We start from the raw sequence: 18,647 nt of genomic DNA, 5'->3' as shown, positions 1-18,647 counted from the left end.
AAATATTATTTCTATATTCAGAATTGAAAAAGCCAGCACTTAACATGCTGGCTTTTTTATTATTGAACGTATCACCTTAGCGGCTTTTTACAACCAATCGATTTACTAACCTAAACACAATGGCACTTAAAGCTAGAGTGGCTACTATGGCAGCACCGCTTGGTAAATCAAAGCTTGCTGAGAAGTACAAACCTAATATATAACCTAGTAAACCAACACCATATGCCCAAAACAATACTCGCTTACCTTGTAACTTATTAATCGCAAGCGCGGGTAATATCAAACTACTAAAAACAAGATAAACACCAACTAGCTCAACCGATAATGTTATTACGATAGCGAACAATAAATAGAAATACGCTCCGTCTAACACTTTAGGCTTACATAGTATTAATGCAAGAATAGCACTGTAAACAATCGAGGGTAATAATAACTGCTGCCAACTAACCCAGAGGATTTGGCCCGACATGAGTTGTTTAAGTAATTCTCCACCATGTGGATCATTCGACAGCAACAACATTGCCGTTACAGCTGATAAAACATAGAAGCAACCTATCATGGCTTCTAATTCTTCTGCCATGTGCTTGGCTAACAAAGCAATAATGCCTGCACCAGCTAAAGCAAATAATCCAGGTACCCAAACAGTTGCATAAGCAATTTCAGCAAGATCATGATCCATACGTACAACAATTGCCCCTAAAGCGGCAATTTGTGCTATCGCTAAGTCTATAAAGATAATGCCACGTCTTAAAACTTGTTTACCCAATACAACATGAGTTGAAAGCACTAAGATACCGGCAGCAAGTGCCGGTAATAATATGGTCAGTAGTTCATAATCCATAGAGAATACCTATCGTCTTCACGAGCTTTTCTGTGTGTTATTTATTTGGATTAATAAATCTAACGCGCTGTCATAAAGGCTGAACAAATCTTTGCTCTGCTCATTGCCACCTACAGATAAAGGTAGAACTGTAATAGGTAAATTTGATTTTTCTGCTAACCATTTTGCACCACGTTGATCTTGATAAGAGGCCAAAACAATAGCTGAAATATCACCGCTATTGGCTTGCTTTAATAAGCGAGCAAGATGACTACTTGTTGGTGGTAACCCTGGTTTAGGCTCTAAATCAGCAACAGACTCAATACCAGTGAAAGCAAACAAATAACGAAACGTTGAGTGATAAGCAATAACTTTCATGCCGTTCAACGGAGCCGATTTTTCCTGCCATTTTTTCATAGCTAACTGCCATCTCGCCGTAAAGCTTGATAACTGCTGCTGATACAAATCACTTTGCTTTGTATCTAGCTGAATTAACTTATCGGTAAGTGCCTTTGCAATATCAAGCATACGCTTTGGTGAAAAATGTAAATGTGGATTTCCAGCACGGTGAACATCACCCATACTGCGATCAACATTTGTCATTTTGTCTAGTGTTTCTGCATGATCAGCGGCAAAAAACAAACCTTCATCAGTATTTCGTACTTTAGAATTAGCTGCTTTCATTTGTAACATAGGCAACCAACCTACCTCTAGCTCTGCGCCAGCACAAACGACAAGATCAGCTTGGCGCATTTTAGCGATTAAGCTAGGACGTGCTTGTACAAGATGTGGATCTTGCATCGCTGTCGTTGCAGAATAAATTTTCGCAGAAGGGGCCAATTCTTTTGCCAAGGCGGCATATTCTGGTTCACACGTAAAAATATTCATTTGTGCGAAAGCACTGTGGCTCAAAGTTAATAAAGCGCCACTCAAAAGTAGTTTAAAATTGATGCGCATTATGTGCTCCTAGTGCCATTACATATTGTAAAGTTATTACGTTGTCATTATCAGCATTTTCAAAACCAGTATTACTTTGATGGCTAAATTCAACTCTCACTGTTGAGAAGTGACTATTGTGCCATGCCACGCTAAATTCAGTTTCTTTAAGCGTTTGTTTATCAAAATGTTCTTCATGTAATAATTGAGTATCTAGTTTGCCGTATCTTAATCCAGCAGACCAATTTGGCGAAAATTGATAAACACCACTAACATACCATGCTTGATGATAGTCGTTTCCACTACCTTCTTCATGGTGCTCTTCTTCTAAATGATCATCATCTAAATGATCTTCATCTAGTTCAGGCACCATAAAGTCGCTGACTCTAAAATATTCAGCACTAAGTGTTAGATGCTGATATTTATAGTTACCATTAGGCGCCCACTTATAAACAAAGTCGGCAACAAAGGTATTTTTACCTGTATAGGCTGCAGAGTGACTGTGACCATGCTCGTCATGTTCTTCATGCTCTTCATCGTGTTCATCATGCTCGTCATGATCTTCAGCAGTTAACAAACCATTTTCATTACGCAAATAACTTAGGCCGAATTGCCATGAGCTTTCAACGCCTATATCGCCACCAATTTTTGTAAACAAGGTATAAACACCTGTGCTATCAAACTCGCGTTCACCAGTTTCATCTTCTGCACGTAAACTATCACCTGAAAATGCTTCAGCTCCCATAGTCCAATATAAATCTGTTGGCGCAATATAGCTTACTCTTAAGCCGTCATCGAAATAATGGTTACCTAAAAATGCACGGTAAGCACTTGGTCTGCTAGTGAATGAGTCAGTATGAAGGTGCTGATTATTTAAGTAACCAATATCAGATAGAAATCGGCCCGCTCGAACACTGAAACCATTAGGTAATGCCATCGTCTGTATAAATGCTTCTTCTACATTAACTTCGCTTTCGCCATCGTGTGACTCAAAAACAGTTGTAAGCTTACCGTAGAACATATCATCGATGTTGGCACTAATTGCTAACTCAGTTTCGCCTATGCCAAAGCCTTTAGACCTTTCAGCCATTAGGCGATCTTCACTTTGATAATAACCATCTAAAATAGCACTAACATTAACGTCAGACACTGTAGGTGTTTCGGCGAACGAAAGTAATGGGAAAGCGCCAGACATGATTAAAGCGGCTGTAACTTTGCTCGGAGAAATTGTAGTTAAACGGCTAGTAATATCTTTAGATACAGCACGTGAAGCCAGTTGAAATTTTTTCATTGGGAAATCTCTAAAATAAATTATATACGAATACACCAACCCACTTACTCAATTGGCAAGTTGGCTATGTTAAAAAAGTTGTTAAATAATTAGCTTTAAAGATTTTTTGGTGGTGCGCGGCTTAGGTAATTAACCTGATGAACTAATGTTAATATTGGTTGAGCAGTTTCGCTTGTTTCTACTTGTTGACTATTAAAGTCAAGATTGGCATCTTGCTGCGGTAGTACTTGATCGAATTGATGTTGATGAAAACACAACGTACAGTGTTTTTTAACACCATCATCTACGTGTTCAACACTATGTGCAGCAGCAGCCACAGACAATACTAACAATATGGCACTAAGCCAGATTGCGATAAATCGCCTATTAGTTACTGAAATGAACATTTGTGCTATCCAAGATATAAATCAAAATCGGCATTAGTTTACGCGACTTGCCACTAAGCATGCAAGCCGCTGATATGTTGTTTAGCACATAAAAAAGCAATTACATCGTATTTATGGTGTTTATTCTTAAGTAGAAATTACTGCAATATATGCTGATGAACTCAAAGAGTTTTATTTATTTTGTGCATTAATTAACTCATAAGCTGCTTGAATATCTTGTGCTTTTTGTTTTGCTGTTTCCATCATTTCAGGTGGTAAGCCTTTTGCCACCAATTTATCAGGATGGTGCTGCGACATTAATTTACGATAAGCTTTTTTAATGTCTGCCGCGCTGTCTTGCTCTGAAACACCAAGCACTTTATAAGCATTTTCAAGCTGTTTGCCAGATTGTGCAAAACCTTGGTTTGTTCCACGTTGCCCTTGTTGATGAAAGTTAGCACCCGCGATAATCATCTCTAATAATTTATCTAATTCGTGTACTGAATACCCTAAGCCATGAGCAATTTGATGTAGCGCTTCTCGTTCATCTTGGTCTAAGTCTCCATCCGCAAATGCAACTTGAATTTGAATTTCTAAAAAAAGTAATAACAAATCTTGGCGATTCCCTACTACAGATCTTAGCTCGTTCAAACGTTCGGTAAGAGGAAACCCTGTGGTTTTTCCGTCTCTAAAGGCATCTTGAGCTTGCTGTCGCATTGCTCCCTTTAGCCCTAACTTATCCATATAAGCGGTAGCAAAGGCAATTTCATGCTGTGTTACTTGCCCATTAGCTTTGGCAATATACCCCATGACTGAAAAGCTGCTGTAAAAGAAAATAGCTTGACGATCAGCATCACTTTTAGCACCACCTAAAGAGTTGAAGTTTAGACCAACGCCTTTATCAAACCTATGCCCAAGCCATGCACCTAATAGTGCACCAAAAATATTTTTACTCAGCATTAAGCCAAATATAAAACCTAAAACTTTACCCCAAATTCGCATTGTAAAACTCAATCATTAATTAAATATAAAATGGTTAAATAGTGTTTAGCTTAGCTAAACGCTCCGGTGTGCCAACATCTGTCCAAGCGCTAGTTATTAAACTTGCTGAAATCTCACCTTGTTCAGCAGCCCCTCTTAACATCGGCGCTAAAGGCTGAACACCTTGTTGTTCTTGCTGAAAAAATTGCTTTCTGTACAGGGCAATACCACTAAAAGTATATGCTTCTTGACTATTATTTTTCGGATTAGCCAATATACCATCGGCCATTATAAAATCACCATTAGGATTATGCTCTGGATTGTTAACCAAGAACAAATGCCCATTAAACGCTTCAGCCAAAGCGGGTAACTGTTGGAGATTAAAGTCACAATAAATATCGCCGTTAATCACCAAAAAAATATCTTTTTCATGTTCAGCTAGCATAGGTAGTGCTTTAATAATGCCACCAGCCGTTTCAAGTGCAACAGGCTCTTCGCTATAACTTATATTGGCCGAGAACTGCTCGCCACTACCAAGGTAGTCAACAATTTTCTGACCCAGCCAAGCATGGTTAATTACAATATCTTTAATACCGGCCGCAACCAAATTTTTAATATGATGTTCTATTAACGGCACACCTTTAACTGTTAATAACGGTTTAGGGCAGCTATCGGTTAGTGGACGCATTCGTTCACCACGCCCTGCTGCTAATATCATAGCTTTCATGAATAAAAATCCAAAATTTTATTAAAAAATAGCAAGATGCCGTTATTTTGTTAGTGCCGGTATTACCCGCTTACTCACCAACTCATGCAAAAAACTGAGTTTATCATATTGCGCGCTCACATCTTGTATGTAGCTCAAAGTAAGTGGAATATCACCCAAATACCCTGCTTTATTATCTCGGTGGTACAAGCGCGCAAAAATACCACTGGCTTTGATATGGCGTTGCAATCCGGTTAAATCAAACCAATATTGCCATTTTTCTTTCGTAATTGTCTCACTAGGGAAATAATTTTGTACTTGCAAGCGGTAGTGTTCAATTAAGGGGGCGATTAGGTTATTCGGCCAACGTACGTAACAATCTCTTAATAATGATACTAAATCATAGATAACCGGCCCATTAACCGCGTCTTGAAAATCAATAATGCCCAGCTCATCATTCTTAAGCTGCATAATATTGCGACTATGATAGTCACGGTGCATAAATGTTTTAGGCTGTTCAACAATGGCTGAAACTAATTCATCAAAACAGCGCTTCAACACTACTTTTTCATCGGCAGATAAATATATACCTAAATGCTTTTCGAGTAGCCATTCATTAAATATCTCTAATTCTGTAAAGATAAACTTTTCATCATACAGGGGTAAATTTTCAACCGATGCTGTTGCACAGGTTAGCATTTTATTCAATTCAACTATCGCTTTAGCATAATATTGATTCATATTAGCCTGAGATAATTTATCTGCTAATACTAGGTCACCAAAATCACTCAAACACAGAAAACCTAACTTAAGATCAGCCTGCATAATTGTAGGCACATTAACACCAACATCTTGCAATATTTGTTGAACAGTTAAAAATGCTTGGTTATTTGATAATGCTACGGGTGCATCAACAGCAATATAACTTTCGTTTTGGTATGTAAAGCGAAAATAACGTCGAAAGCCGGCATCACCTGTCAATGGCAACAAGTCTATTTTTTGCGTTGAAAATTTACTTTCAAGCCAATGCGTTAACGCTGTAGTTCTTAAATTACTCAATAGAAAAATCTCTAAAAAATGATAGTGCCAATATAACTAATTCGCAGGCTAATGAAAATTGCTATATTATTATTGCCTTTAGCGTTAAAATGCTGAATTGAAACTAAGCTTTGTATTTTTCAAGTAAATTACCCGGATAATAAATGCGTTTTTCCTTAAATAAAATCCCTTTTTTTTGTCTCATCTCGTTTTCCTTCGATAGTAAAGCGCAAGATTCGGAAATAAATACAAACATTGCTAGTCAGTGCCCAATTCCATTTTATGCAAATATTGCTGATACCACAGGTATGCAATCAAACGACAGTTTTACCATTTTATCTTCAACGTCAAATATTAAAAAAGGTGAATATGCAACATTTACCGGTGGTGTTACTTTACTGAACCAAGATAGATCAATAGTTGCAGATGAATTGTCAGTAAATAGAAGTACATCAAGCGTTAACGCAAATGGTGATATACATTTTCAAAACAAAGGCATAGATATTTTTGCCGAAACATTGAACATAAACCAATTAAAAAAATCTACCGCGTTAACCTCAACTTCTTATCAGTTAAATGGCTCTCCTGGTCACGGACATGCTAAAGAGATAACTATTGATGGTAAGGGTAAAACAATGAGTTTTGTCGACTCAAGTTTTACTACTTGTTATGACCCCGTGCCTGATTGGCAAATGCGTGCCAGTGAAATTACTATTTCTTCCGATAAAAAATCATTAGAAGCATACAACGCTCGCTTTAGTCTTTTTGATGTGCCTGTTTTTTATTTACCTTACTTAACTATGCCTATTGGTGAAGATCGCCAATCAGGTTTGCTCTACCCTAAAATCAGTACTTCGAACAGCTCAGGTTTAGAAGTTGAAATTCCTTATTATGTCAACATCGCAGAAAACATGGACGCCACCATTACACCGCGTTACATGTCAGAGAGAGGAACGCAATTAATTACTGAGTTCAGATATTTAGAAGGCTTACAATCAGGCCAAATTGATATTGAATATCTTAATAAAGATAGCAAACTAAACAATAACGATGATTCACGTTACCTAGCCCGAATTCAACACATTGGCACTTTTTCAGAAAGGTTTAGAGCCCATGTTGATTACACCACCATAAGTGATGATAACTACCTGGTTGATTTAGGCAGTAGCCAATTTAACGCTAATGATGCATACCTATATCAAATAGGTGAATTGGCTTATTTTGCTGATAACTGGCAAACAACCATAAAAATGCAAGATTTCGAGTTATTAGGTAACCATCAACTGAGTTATAAAACATTGCCCCAAATAGAAGCCAGTCGCCAACAAACATTTGATGACTTTGGTGGTATTTTTGATCTTTATGGTGAGTTTTCAAGTTTTGACAGTTCAGATCCAACCAAACCTACCGCGCAGAGATACCATGCTGAAGCGGGTTTACTTTACCCTATTGTTACACCGGCATGGTTTCTAAATTCAGAACTCAAAGTACTACAAACAAATTACAACCAAAAAAATATGGCTACCAATAGCTTATTAGACAAAAATGTTAGCCGAACGTTACCGAAAGTTAGGCTACACGGTGGTGTTAACTTCGACCGTAAAATAGCTTTATTTAATAGTGAGTATAACCAAACACTTGAACCACAGTTGCAATATCTATACATACCAGAAAAAGATCAAAGCAACATTGGCATATACGATACCACTACGTTACAAGATGACTACAACGGCTTATTCCGTGACCGACGCTTCAGCGGAATCGACCGAATAGCTCAAGCCAATCAGGTTTCTTGGGGTATAACAAGTCGACTACTCACTGCTGAAAACAATGAAGTATTGCGCTTTAGCTTAGGGCGTATTGTTTATTTCAATGAAAGTAACTTTGACCAATCTGAGCAAGACTCTTTAGTTGATAAATCAGCATTAGCCGCCGATGTTTTTATAAATTTAAGTCGCAATTGGCAATTTAGTTCTGACATTCAATACAACACCGATTTAGGCGTTACCAATAAAAGTCAAACCACATTAGATTATTTATTTGATAATAATCAAACAATTCAATTGAACCATCGCTACGCTCGTGATGTCTCAGGAGAGTCGTTAGAACAAATGTCGTTGGCAACGAATGTAAAAATAGCCCAGCGCTGGCAACTTGTTGGTCGGTTTACACAAGATTTACAAGGCAAGCGCAGTATAGAAAGCTATGCAGGTCTTGAGTATAGTAGTTGTTGTTGGGGAATTCGTTTTACCTATCATCGCAACATAAACTCTAAAATTGACGATGGCCTTAACATAAATGAAAACCGCGATGCATTTGATAGCAGTTTTAATATTCAATTTGTATATAATGGCATAAATAGCACTAAATCTTCCGACAGTGTTGGAGATATGTTTAATTCAAGTATATTCGGCTATAAACGCCCTTACTTCCTCAATAACTAATTAAAAAGAAATTTACGTTACATGAAAAATTCATTTAAATTAATACTTCTTAGCTCAATGTTTATTTTAAGCGCGCCTAAGCAAAGTTTAGCTGCAGAAGTTGAGCTAGACCGAGTAGCTGCAGTGGTTAACAGTGGTGTAGTGCTAGAATCTGAAGTTAAAGATCTTATTAACTCCATTACTTTGCAAGCGAAGAAAAATAACCAAACCTTACCGTCTGATCGCGCATTACGAATTCAAGTCATGGATAAGTTGATCAACGATGCAATTATCGCTCAACTGGGCGAACGCATGGGTGTTCAAGTAAGTGATGCCCAACTTGATGAAACCTTAGCTAATTTAGCAAGAGAAAATAATCAATCGCTTGAATCATTCCGCCAAGCACTTGTAGCAGATGGCTTAGTTTACGAAAAATATCGTGAAAGTGTTCGAAATGAGCTAATTTCAGGAGAAGTAAGACGCGCAAGTTTACGTCGTCGCATTTATATCTCTCCGCAAGAAATTACCAATTTAATGGATGTAATGAAAGAGCAAACGAGCGCTGATGTTGAATATCGCCTAGGGCATATTTTAATTGAATTTCCTAACAACCCTAAACAAGCAGATATTAGTGCTGCGAAAGTACGTGCAGAGACTGTATTAGAGTTATTAGAAAACGGTAGCGACTTTACCAATATAGCCATGACATCGTCAGGTGGTTCGAACGCGCTTGAAGGTGGTGATTTAGGTTGGAAAACGATTAATGAAATGCCAACACTGTTTTCTGAAATCGTTGCAGGTCAAGAAAAAGGCAGTGTATTTGGTCCAATACGAACCGGCTTAGGGTTTAGTATTGTTAAATTAGTCGATGTTCGTGGTCGTCAAGTTGTCGAAATTGAAGAAGTTAAAGCTAGCCATATATTAATTAAGCCTTCAATTATACTTAGCGAAGCTAAAGCTGAAGCTTTATTACAAAGCTTTGTTGATCAATTAAACGCTGGCGAAGCTGATTTTGCTGAACTTGCTAAAGAACATTCTGAAGGCCCTACTTCTGTTCGTGGTGGTGATTTAGGTTGGTCAGAACCAAGCAAATATGACCCCGCATTTTCTGAGGCACTGGCCAGTTTAGATATTGATGAAGTACATAAGCCGTTTCGTTCATCATTTGGTTGGCATATTGCTAAATTAACGGGTCGTAGAACGTTAGATGCAACAGAGCAAATGAATGAAAACCGTGTTTACCAACTGCTTTATAATCGCAAGTTTGGTATGGAAGGTGCGCGTTGGATTAAAGAACTACGCGATGAAGCCTATATAGAAATTATAGAAACAGGTAAAAAGTAGTGTTAAAAAGAATTGCAATAACGCCAGGTGAACCTGCAGGCATTGGCCCAGACCTGATGATAAAAGTGGCACAGCAAGATTGGCCAATTCAAATGGTTGCGGTTGCATCACCTGAACTATTAATTGCAAGGGCAAAGCTGTTAAATTTGCCCCTTACTATTAAGCAATACAACGTCAATGACGAAGTAACCCCGCATAAAGCTGGAACACTGGTTGTGTTACCCGTGCCATTAGAAGATGTTTGCGAAGCTGGTGTAGCAAACCCTAATAATGGCCGCTATGTTGTAGAAACTTTACGTATTGCAAGTGAAAAAAATATTTCCGGTGAATTCGACGCTGTCGTTACTGGCCCCGTTCATAAAGGCTTAATTAATCAAGCGGGCATTGCCTTTAGTGGCCATACAGAATATTTTGCCCATGAAGCTAATTGTTCTGACGTTGTTATGATGCTGGCAACAGAAGGTTTAAGAGTCGCGTTGGTGACTACACATATTCCTTTAGCTTATGTATCTAAAGCAATTACCCACGAACGACTGCAGAAAGTAGCCCGAATATTACATAAAGATTTAATCAAAAAGTTTGGCATAGCCGATCCTAAAATTTATGTTTGTGGTATTAATCCACATGCGGGTGAAGACGGCCACCTTGGACGTGAAGAAATAGATGTAATGATCCCAGCTTTAGAAGAGTTACGTGCAGAAGGCATGAATCTTATTGGGCCTTTACCTGCTGACACTATATTCCAAGAAAAATATTTAAATAACGCCGATGCAATTTTAACCATGTTTCATGATCAAGGTTTACCGGTACTTAAATACAAAGGTTTTGGCGCTTCGGTAAACATTACCCTTGGCCTACCATTTATTAGAACATCAGTAGATCATGGTACAGCTTTCGATTTAGCCGGCACCGACCAAGCAGATGCAGGTAGTTTTTACGAAGCGTTAAATACTGCAATTACCTTGGCGAATAATCACGAAAAAGATGCATTAGAGCAAAATACACTATGAGCAAAAACTCCCATTTAGGTCATCAAGCAAAAAAGCGCTTTGGACAAAACTTTTTACATAATGATGCAATTATTAGCGACATTGTTGATGCTATAAACCCTGAGCCGGGTGAAAACTTAGTTGAAATAGGTCCTGGTTTAGGCGCACTTACCGAGCCTGTTATTGAGCGAGCTGGTCACCTTAATGTTGTTGAATTAGATAGAGATCTCGCCCATAGACTTCGTCATCATCCTTTTTTAGCTTCAAAGCTAACTATTCATGAAGAAGATGCGCTAAAGTTCGATTTTTCTCAATTAGCGAGTAGTGACAAGCCATTACGTATTTTTGGTAACTTGCCATACAATATTTCTACACCTTTAATCTTTCACTTGCTTACTTTTAAAGACAAAGTAAAAGACATGCACTTTATGCTGCAAAAAGAAGTGGTAGAGCGTATGGCGTCAGGTGAAAACAGCAAAGCGTTCGGGCGTTTATCGATTATGACTCAATATCAGTGCCAAGTGATCCCTGTAATGGAGATAGGCCCTGAAGCATTTAAACCTGCGCCAAAGGTTGATTCAGCTATCGTGCGTTTAATACCGCATAAAACCATCAAAAACCCAGTTAAAGATATTAATTCACTTAACAAAGTTTGTTTGGCTGCCTTTAATCAACGCAGAAAAACTATTCGTAACAGTTTCAAAAAATTAATTTCTGCTGAACAGTTAACTGAATTAGGCATAGACCCTGGACTACGCCCTGAAAACCTAGCATTAGCTGATTTTGTTATGCTTGCTAACTTCGTTACTGACAACCCAGTAGATTTAGAAAATGCGTAATACAAAAGTAGCTTACTCAACTGATATTGACGTAGATGTTGTTACCAACTTTATTGCACAGCAGTCTATCGAAGCAGATCAACAATTTGTTTTTAGCTATACCATCACGGTGAAAAACAATAGCGCTGAAACCGTGCAGTTGCTTAGCCGGTATTGGCTAATTTCTGATGCAAATGGTGAAACTAACACAGTTGCAGGTGAAGGTGTAATTGGTCAACAACCTTATATTAAGTCTGGCGAAAGCTTTACTTACTCGAGTGGCTGCGTACTGAAGTCTCCTTTAGGCAATATGCAAGGACACTATCAAATGCAAACCCATTCAGCTGAACTCATCCAAGTTGACATACCACCATTTCGATTGGCAAAACCCAATATACTGAACTAGTGAGCTACAATGGCTATTTATTTCGTCGGTGACATTCAAGGCTGCTTTAGCGAACTAAATGCATTACTCACTCAGGTTGGGTTCTCCAATAATAGTGACCAGCTCTACATCGCGGGTGATCTTGTTGCCCGCGGTCCAAACTCTCTTGAAACATTACGTTTTATTAAGTCGTTAGGTAATAATGCGAAAGTAGTTTTAGGTAACCACGACTTACATTTACTTGCTGTTTACCAGGGGATTAAAAAAGTAAAAAAACAAGATTTATTAGCAAGCCTGCTATCCGCTTCAGATGCTCCAGCATTAATGCAGTGGCTAATTCAACAACCACTGATTCAAAAACTTCCTCATGAAGAAACTTACATGAGTCATGCTGGCATATCACCACAATGGACCCCAACCATTGCACTCCAGCAAGCAAAAATAGCACATCAACACTTAACTTCTTCAGCAAGTACCACTTGGCTAAATAACATGTATGGTGAACAACCATCGAATTGGCTGCACGCAGAAGATGAACTAGAACAATTTAGATTTACCATTAACTCTCTTACACGTATGCGTTATTGTAACGCCGACGGTAGCTTAGACTTTAAATGCAAAGAAGCTCCTGCTGATGCGCCGAAAGAATTAACACCTTGGTTTAAGTTTAAACACCTTAGCGACAAAACAAATTGGGTATTTGGTCATTGGGCGGCGTTAATGGGCCAATGCAGTGCTAAAAACCTCTATGCGCTTGATACTGGCTGTGTTTGGGGGCAACACATGACAATGATCAGATGGCATGATAAAAAAATATTTACTGAGCAATCACATAAAAGTTAAATATAAAGCATACCATTAGTTTAAAATGTAATTTAGCTTGTTATACTAACCTGAATACTTAACCTACATTCCTTTGTAGTCTAATAATAATTAACGCTCAAACACATTTCCATTTTCGAATTAAAGTGCGAGCAAATAATGACTTAATATATATCTTGGTGGGCTCTATGAAATTAACCGTAGCAATGAAAATAATTGGTGGTTTTACCATTATTTCAGTTTTACTCATTCTAACTAGTGTAATATCTTGGAATAGTTTAAATACTATTAGTGATGCCACAAAGCAACAAGACGAGCTAGCCATACCCACTTTAAAAGAAAGCAATATATTAGCTAAGGATCTTACGAGCATTGGTAATCTTACATTACGTGCGTATTATCAAACCTCATTAGAACCACTTGCAGTAAATCAAAAAGCTTTTAATAATGAAACTGTCGATTTTAGAGAGCATTTAGATAAACTGAAAATCATAGTACAAAACGAACCTACTCTTCTGAGCAATTTACATAAAATTGATCCCATTTATAATAAGTTAGACAAAGAAATAAAAAGTGTCCTCAATAATAGAAAATTCTCGATTGAACAGTATATTACACTGACTGAAAAAATAGATGCTATAGAAGAAAGTGCTGATGATACCGCAACTATTTTATTAGATCTTGGTGATCACGACCTAGCCTCTACTAAGTTACAACGTGCAGTTAGTTTAGCTGAGCGTTTAGAAATGCTGTTAAATAGCATTGTGAGCTCATCTTTTGAGTATCGTGAAATAAAAGATCAGCAGTCTGCTACCTTAGTAAGTCATGAGATAGAAAACACCTTCAGTGACATTGAAAAATCAGTCATAGATGTAGTCAGTGAACTAAAACTGCAAGGAACTCCAAATATTGCAGATGACCTAACCGATAGTTTTTCAACACTTCAAGCTTACATTAGTGGTAGTAAAAAAATTTTCACAAACAAAAATAACCAACTCTCTGCGATTTCAGCCGCCACTACAAGTTTAAAATTAGCTGAAGATGGTATTTATAGTGCAAACGAAATATTAGATAAGCAAGTTGAATTAGCAAATAAAACAACAATAACAGCAAGTGCATTAATTGAAAAATCAGTATCTGCTGGTACCCGCAATACGTCCATAATCACTTTTATTTCGATTGCTTTAGCCATCATTATTGCCTGGGTTACGTTAACCAGCATTACTCGTCCGCTAAGACGCGTAAATGAAATGCTTCATGTTGTAGCATCGGGTGATTTGTCACGTAAATTAGATGAAAGTGGCAATGACGAATTCGCACAACTTTCTCACAATTGTAATTTATTGATTGAAAGCCTACGTATGCTAATTCAAAGTATTGTTAGTCGTTCAACTCAGCTAGCAACAGCAGCAGAACAAACTTCTGCCGTAACAGCGCAAAGTACAACTGCAATAGAAGAGCAGCGTATTCAAGTAGAGCAAGCAGCATCAGCAACAACAGAAATGAGCAGTACCGCACAAAGTGTTTTATCAAGTGCAAATGATGCGCTTGGTGAAATTAAGCAAGCTGATGACGAAGCTGAGCGTGTTAAGGTGATTTCTGGTCGAAATCGACAAACCATTGAATTGTTGGCTAACGAAGTTGAGTCGGCTTCACAAGTTATTAATAAATTACAGCAAGATAGCGCGTCTATTGGGAGTATTCTTGATGTTATTAGGGGTATTGCAGAGCAAACTAATTTATTAGCACTAAATGCGGCTATTGAAGCGGCTCGTGCTGGTGAGCAAGGCCGTGGTTTTGCGGTTGTTGCCGATGAAGTAAGAACACTAGCAAGTAGAACACAAGAATCTACTCAAGAAATTCAAAACATGATTGAAGTATTACAAGGCGGTGCAGAGAAAGCAGTGTCTGTAATGGAAACAGGTAAAAAGCAGGCGACTAACTGTGTAGAACAAAGTGTTCAAGCCGAACAAGCACTTGATACTATCACCCATGCCGTGCATGAGGCGTTTGATCGCAGCTCTCAAATTGCTACAGCGGCAGAGGAGCAAAGTGTTGTTGCCCATGAAATTAGTGAAAACTTAGAGTCTATTGTAGCAATTGCAGAACAAACGACAGCAGGTTCAAAACAAACAGCTGAGTCGAGCAGTGAAGTTGCGCGTTTAGCTGAAGAGTTACAACATTCAGTGCAAGAATTTAAAATTTAAATTATATTTTTCAAATAACTAAATAAAAAAAGAGTGCTAAGCGCTCTTTTTTTATAACGATAAAAATTAGCCCATGCAGCGCGTGTTATACCAATTGATTTAATGAATCGATCAATTTTAAACGAGGATAAATTTCCAGTAGCAAGGCGCTTGATCGATTCTTACATCGATAATGGTAAGTCATTAGCGCATTACAGGAGCATATTATAGAATAGTAGCGGGCGTGTGTGATTGAAAACAACGCAGTTATTGACGATTTAAACCGCCTTAAAATGCTCGATTATTTATTTCAATTGATATTATAGTTAGATCAATTTATTAACTGCTCTATTTATGTATGAACAAAATGAGTAAAAAATTAACTTATTTTTTATTTAGTATTAGCCGACACTTTTTCATAAACTGCAAAATCCAGCTGATATTGATTTTTTTCATCGCTAGGTCGAATTTCACTCGCTACTTTTTTCCAAATAGCTAAGTCATATTCAGGAAAGTATGTATCGCCATCAACGTTAGCATTAATATGCGTAATATATAATCGCTGTGCTGCTGCTAAGCAATGCTGATATATTGCACCGCCACCAATAACCATCACCTCTTCAAAGTCATTAACTAACGCTAACGCCGCTTCTACAGAGTTGACAACTTCAACCCCAGCAAAGTTAAAATTACTGTCTCGTGAAATCACAATATTTTTACGTCCTGGTAATGCTCTACCAATCGACTGAAAGGTTTTACGCCCCATAATAATGGGTTTACCAAATGTAGTTTTTTTAAAGTAGGCTAAATCTGCCGGCAAGTGCCAAGGCATATCATTATTCTTACCAATAACACGATCATTGGCATGCGCTACTATCATAGAAAGTATGGTCATATTGTTTGTCTAATTCTCAACACACTAAATTTTTCGATATTATACGTTATTAAAGAAAACAACAAAAATGCAATCTTGTGGTTTACGCTTCTTCTTTCAAACGTAAAGCATTATGGTTTGCGACGATGCCTATTAGCTCAACACGTATCTAGCAGTATTCACTTGTTTTAAGAAATGGTTTTTCAGCCGCAATGGCTGAGGTTCAACATGCCATTTTAAAGATCTCTAGTGCTTAGCTGCAAGTTAGCAATTTGATCCCCCCTACTTCCGCTTTATGCTCAAAGTTGCCGTTGGTGATTTAAAAGCTAAAGGCTTAAAGGGCCTAAAGCGGACATTGATGCTACATCTTCCTATTCGTAATTTAGTTTCATAACTGAGTATTTAAATGCAGTTGTAACTTGCTTCCACCAAGTCATGAAATGAGGCAACTTGCCTCATTTCGTCTATTAGCGAAATTCTTGTTTTTATCTGTAGGTAAGTAGTGGTGTTGGCTGCAAAGATTTGTTATTAATATATAAAATAAATAAGGTAGAAACTTTTTTGCTGTAAAAGAGGCAAGTTACCTCCTATTAAATTGTTAGCTTTCAAATGGAGTTTGGTTTGCATTCAGAAGTAAATTTTCCATCGGATAAAATTCTCCTCTCAGGTACGCTTACAGTTCCTAAAGGTGATTCATCTTTACCCTGTGTCATCATGGTTCATGGTAGTGGCGCGCAAGATCGAGATGGGAATATGTCAGGTTTTAACACTCAAATCTTTAAATACATTGCAGAATTTTTAGCCGAAAAAGGAATCGCTTCTTTTCGATATGACAAAAGGGGCATTGGAAAAAGTGAGGGGTGTTTTAAAATTGCTGGTTTATCTGAAATGGTTGAAGATGCTTGTGCTGCAATTGACTACATTAGCAAGCAAGCAGACGATGTAGATTCTAAACAAATTTACTTGCTAGGACACAGTGAAGGCGCTGTCTTAGCTCCTGAAGTTGCATCGAAAAAGCATGACCTTGCTGGTATAATAATGTTATGTGCCAGTTTAAGAAGTTTTGAAGAAGATGGCGTAAAAAACGCCGAAGTACTTAATCGTGACTTAAATAAAATGACAGGTTTAAAAGGAAAATTAGCCCGATTATTTCTATATTCTAAAACCCCATTAGAGACCATGATAAAGCTCAGGCGTAAGGTAGAAAAAACAAAAGCCAAGAGAATGTGGGTTTCTTTTTCTAGGGTGAGCACTAAGTTTTATCGAGAGACATTTAACTATGACGTTAAGTCATTCTTGAAAAATTCAGGGCATCCAATACTAGCTATTGGAGGTAGCAAGGATTTCCAGTGCCATCCAGATGATACACTTTTAATTTCAGAAGTATCCCCAAACCAAACAGAAACCTATGTTGTTGAGGGTATGGATCATATGCTTAGGTTTCAAAAAGAAGAACCTTCTATATTGAGCTATGCCAACTCATGTAGCTCTCCAATAATGCGTGAAGTTAATGAGAGAGTCTATGCATGGATCAGCAACCAGAAAGCTAACAAGCAAATTAATCAGGACAAATAACAGTTGGTTTTTGCTCCTGCGTCGCTTATTTTAACCAACTGATATTTGCCTATTATTTGGGCGTTGAGGCTGTAGAATTTCTCCAAAGTGGAAAAGGACAGATGAAATTTAAGTTCATACAGCCTTTAAAAGTCATTTTTTAGTGGGATATAGCCTCAGATTTCGCGTAGGAACGCGTTTTTGGGTTTGATTTTTAATAATTTTTGTGGCTGTTTTTTCTAAAAGAGAAATTCTACTATATTATTAAGCCACCCATACTACTGTATAAAATAATCGAACATAGAAAGGGAAGATTATTTTTGCTTTAGTAGGACTATTCAGTATGTAAATGAGGGGGATGTTGTCTATTTGCAGAGTTTTCTGAGCATCGAACTTAACTGGACACTCATCCTAAATAAGGCGTAATCTGACATGGATAAGCATCAGAAAATGGAACTCAGAAGGGAAGCAGGTTATAGAGACCTGCCTAAACCTCAAGTTAAAGAAAAAGGGCCTGAATATTCCTTATCCTATGTTTGTTGTTCTTGCCGAACTTCGAATATGCGTCAATATAATCTTGAGCCATGCCATTACCCCAAATCTATAGATTGTCCTATTTGTGATGGTATTGCGATATGTGTTGGTCGTCATTTCAAGCCACCTAAAAAATCAGATACTTCACAATGGAAAAAAGTAGAGTATCTTATCGAGCATGGTTTTGTATTTCAAAAAATTAGGCCCGTTAAAAATGGCTGTGATAGCGTTCCATATCCTGAAACTTTAGCTCAAGCGAAAGATTTTGTATTGAAGTATCAAGGGTATGCGGTTAAAACAGTTTATAACAACACGCCCTGAGTTCGATAACTAGTAATATTTAGCGTTCTGACATGAAAGCAGTCTCTTTGTAACCATAAAAAGCCTGTCTGCAAGGTCAGGTTCGTTGAAATATAGCCAATGTTCACAGTAGTCATTAGTTATAAAATTACTAGTGCCTACTTTGAACTTAAACCAACCCCATAAACATATCTTAAGTTTTGGCTTAAATTGCCTTTAATATTTTTTATAACTCCACAGAAGGTAATAACAGGTTTAAATAAAGCCAGCAAAGTATCCAA

General features: G+C 37.6%; 17 protein-coding genes. 9 read left to right on the top strand and 8 right to left on the bottom strand.

What is annotated here, in order from left to right; translation table 11 throughout:
- Positions 1–76: 76 nt before the first annotated feature.
- The 7 genes from B6A32_RS04715 to B6A32_RS04685 all read right to left on the bottom strand — a co-directional run bounded on the left by B6A32_RS04715 (position 77) and on the right by B6A32_RS04685 (position 6,158).
- On the bottom strand, positions 77–841 hold the full coding sequence (locus tag B6A32_RS04715) for a metal ABC transporter permease (protein WP_085301597.1): 765 nt from the start codon (positions 839–841) through the stop codon (positions 77–79).
- Between the two features lie 18 nt (positions 842–859).
- Positions 860–1,777: a metal ABC transporter solute-binding protein, Zn/Mn family gene (locus B6A32_RS04710; RefSeq protein WP_085301596.1), complete on the bottom strand. Its 918-nt coding sequence runs from the start codon at positions 1,775–1,777 to the stop codon at positions 860–862.
- Positions 1,761–3,047 (bottom strand): hypothetical protein, encoded by a 1,287-nt coding sequence (locus tag B6A32_RS04705; RefSeq protein WP_408607658.1) that lies wholly within the window; start codon positions 3,045–3,047, stop codon positions 1,761–1,763. Before B6A32_RS04705 ends, B6A32_RS04710 begins: the two co-directional genes overlap by 17 nt.
- Before the next feature lie 95 nt (positions 3,048–3,142).
- Positions 3,143–3,433 carry a DUF2607 family protein gene (locus B6A32_RS04700; RefSeq protein ID WP_085301595.1) on the bottom strand — a complete coding sequence of 97 codons (291 nt, stop codon included), beginning with the start codon at positions 3,431–3,433 and terminating at the stop codon, positions 3,143–3,145.
- A gap of 171 nt (positions 3,434–3,604) precedes the next feature.
- Complete coding sequence (djlA, locus tag B6A32_RS04695) at positions 3,605–4,414, bottom strand: co-chaperone DjlA (RefSeq protein WP_085301594.1); 810 nt, start codon at positions 4,412–4,414, stop codon at positions 3,605–3,607.
- Positions 4,415–4,448: 34 nt separating this feature from the next.
- Complete coding sequence (gene murU, locus B6A32_RS04690) at positions 4,449–5,120, bottom strand: N-acetylmuramate alpha-1-phosphate uridylyltransferase MurU (protein ID WP_085301593.1); 672 nt, start codon at positions 5,118–5,120, stop codon at positions 4,449–4,451.
- A 42-nt stretch (positions 5,121–5,162) separates the two neighbouring features.
- Positions 5,163–6,158 (bottom strand): aminoglycoside phosphotransferase family protein, encoded by a 996-nt coding sequence (locus B6A32_RS04685; RefSeq protein WP_158088449.1) that lies wholly within the window; start codon positions 6,156–6,158, stop codon positions 5,163–5,165.
- Positions 6,159–6,301: 143 nt separating this feature from the next.
- On the opposite strand from B6A32_RS04685, the gene B6A32_RS04680 reads away from it, so the two are divergent.
- The 7 genes from B6A32_RS04680 (at position 6,302) to B6A32_RS04650 (ending at position 15,125) form a co-directional block, all read left to right on the top strand.
- Positions 6,302–8,581: an LPS-assembly protein LptD gene (locus B6A32_RS04680; protein ID WP_085301591.1), complete on the top strand. Its 2,280-nt coding sequence runs from the start codon at positions 6,302–6,304 to the stop codon at positions 8,579–8,581.
- Between the two features lie 21 nt (positions 8,582–8,602).
- Entirely contained in the window at positions 8,603–9,904 is a 1,302-nt protein-coding gene (surA, locus tag B6A32_RS04675; RefSeq protein ID WP_085301590.1) for a peptidylprolyl isomerase SurA, read from the top strand.
- A complete protein-coding gene (gene pdxA, locus B6A32_RS04670) occupies positions 9,904–10,914 on the top strand; it encodes a 4-hydroxythreonine-4-phosphate dehydrogenase PdxA (RefSeq protein WP_085301589.1) in 1,011 nt (336 codons plus the stop codon). Before surA ends, pdxA begins: the two co-directional genes overlap by 1 nt.
- Positions 10,911–11,732, top strand: coding sequence for a 16S rRNA (adenine(1518)-N(6)/adenine(1519)-N(6))-dimethyltransferase RsmA (gene rsmA, locus B6A32_RS04665; RefSeq protein ID WP_085301588.1), 822 nt, complete (start codon positions 10,911–10,913; stop codon positions 11,730–11,732). The genes pdxA and rsmA overlap by 4 nt, the downstream gene beginning before the upstream one ends.
- Positions 11,725–12,117: a Co2+/Mg2+ efflux protein ApaG gene (gene apaG, locus B6A32_RS04660; RefSeq protein ID WP_085301587.1), complete on the top strand. Its 393-nt coding sequence runs from the start codon at positions 11,725–11,727 to the stop codon at positions 12,115–12,117. The genes rsmA and apaG overlap by 8 nt, the downstream gene beginning before the upstream one ends.
- 9 nt (positions 12,118–12,126) lie before the next feature.
- A complete protein-coding gene (locus B6A32_RS04655) occupies positions 12,127–12,939 on the top strand; it encodes a symmetrical bis(5'-nucleosyl)-tetraphosphatase (protein WP_085301586.1) in 813 nt (270 codons plus the stop codon).
- Between the two features lie 167 nt (positions 12,940–13,106).
- Positions 13,107–15,125: a methyl-accepting chemotaxis protein gene (locus tag B6A32_RS04650; protein ID WP_085301585.1), complete on the top strand. Its 2,019-nt coding sequence runs from the start codon at positions 13,107–13,109 to the stop codon at positions 15,123–15,125.
- A gap of 370 nt (positions 15,126–15,495) precedes the next feature.
- Here B6A32_RS04650 and folA read toward each other — a convergent pair whose 3' ends face one another.
- The gene (gene folA, locus B6A32_RS04645; RefSeq protein WP_085301584.1) at positions 15,496–15,999 is read right to left on the bottom strand and encodes a type 3 dihydrofolate reductase; all 504 of its coding nucleotides are present in this window, start codon (positions 15,997–15,999) and stop codon (positions 15,496–15,498) included.
- Positions 16,000–16,599: 600 nt separating this feature from the next.
- On the opposite strand from folA, the gene B6A32_RS04640 reads away from it, so the two are divergent.
- Both B6A32_RS04640 and B6A32_RS04635 read left to right on the top strand, forming a co-directional pair.
- On the top strand, positions 16,600–17,553 hold the full coding sequence (locus B6A32_RS04640) for an alpha/beta hydrolase family protein (RefSeq protein WP_233131322.1): 954 nt from the start codon (positions 16,600–16,602) through the stop codon (positions 17,551–17,553).
- Between the two features lie 411 nt (positions 17,554–17,964).
- Positions 17,965–18,387 carry a hypothetical protein gene (locus tag B6A32_RS04635; protein WP_085301582.1) on the top strand — a complete coding sequence of 141 codons (423 nt, stop codon included), beginning with the start codon at positions 17,965–17,967 and terminating at the stop codon, positions 18,385–18,387.
- The last annotated feature ends 260 nt before the right edge of the window (positions 18,388–18,647 follow it).

It is taken from the genome of Colwellia polaris (assembly GCF_002104515.1).
Lineage (GTDB): Bacteria > Pseudomonadota > Gammaproteobacteria > Enterobacterales > Alteromonadaceae > Cognaticolwellia > Cognaticolwellia polaris.
Note: the sequence above shows the minus strand (reverse complement) of the source record. Positions and strands in the feature narration are given on the sequence as shown.

Coding starts and splice junctions, on each gene's coding strand:
- B6A32_RS04715 (WP_085301597.1), bottom strand. CDS start 841: ATGGATTATGAACTACTGACCATATTATTACCGGCACTTGCTGCCGGT.
- B6A32_RS04710 (WP_085301596.1), bottom strand. CDS start 1,777: ATGCGCATCAATTTTAAACTACTTTTGAGTGGCGCTTTATTAACTTTG.
- B6A32_RS04705 (WP_408607658.1), bottom strand. CDS start 3,047: ATGAAAAAATTTCAACTGGCTTCACGTGCTGTATCTAAAGATATTACT.
- B6A32_RS04700 (WP_085301595.1), bottom strand. CDS start 3,433: ATGTTCATTTCAGTAACTAATAGGCGATTTATCGCAATCTGGCTTAGT.
- djlA (WP_085301594.1), bottom strand. CDS start 4,414: ATGCGAATTTGGGGTAAAGTTTTAGGTTTTATATTTGGCTTAATGCTG.
- murU (WP_085301593.1), bottom strand. CDS start 5,120: ATGAAAGCTATGATATTAGCAGCAGGGCGTGGTGAACGAATGCGTCCA.
- B6A32_RS04680 (WP_085301591.1), top strand. CDS start 6,302: ATGCGTTTTTCCTTAAATAAAATCCCTTTTTTTTGTCTCATCTCGTTT.
- surA (WP_085301590.1), top strand. CDS start 8,603: ATGAAAAATTCATTTAAATTAATACTTCTTAGCTCAATGTTTATTTTA.
- rsmA (WP_085301588.1), top strand. CDS start 10,911: ATGAGCAAAAACTCCCATTTAGGTCATCAAGCAAAAAAGCGCTTTGGA.
- apaG (WP_085301587.1), top strand. CDS start 11,725: ATGCGTAATACAAAAGTAGCTTACTCAACTGATATTGACGTAGATGTT.
- B6A32_RS04655 (WP_085301586.1), top strand. CDS start 12,127: ATGGCTATTTATTTCGTCGGTGACATTCAAGGCTGCTTTAGCGAACTA.
- B6A32_RS04650 (WP_085301585.1), top strand. CDS start 13,107: ATGAAATTAACCGTAGCAATGAAAATAATTGGTGGTTTTACCATTATT.
- folA (WP_085301584.1), bottom strand. CDS start 15,999: ATGACCATACTTTCTATGATAGTAGCGCATGCCAATGATCGTGTTATT.
- B6A32_RS04635 (WP_085301582.1), top strand. CDS start 17,965: ATGGATAAGCATCAGAAAATGGAACTCAGAAGGGAAGCAGGTTATAGA.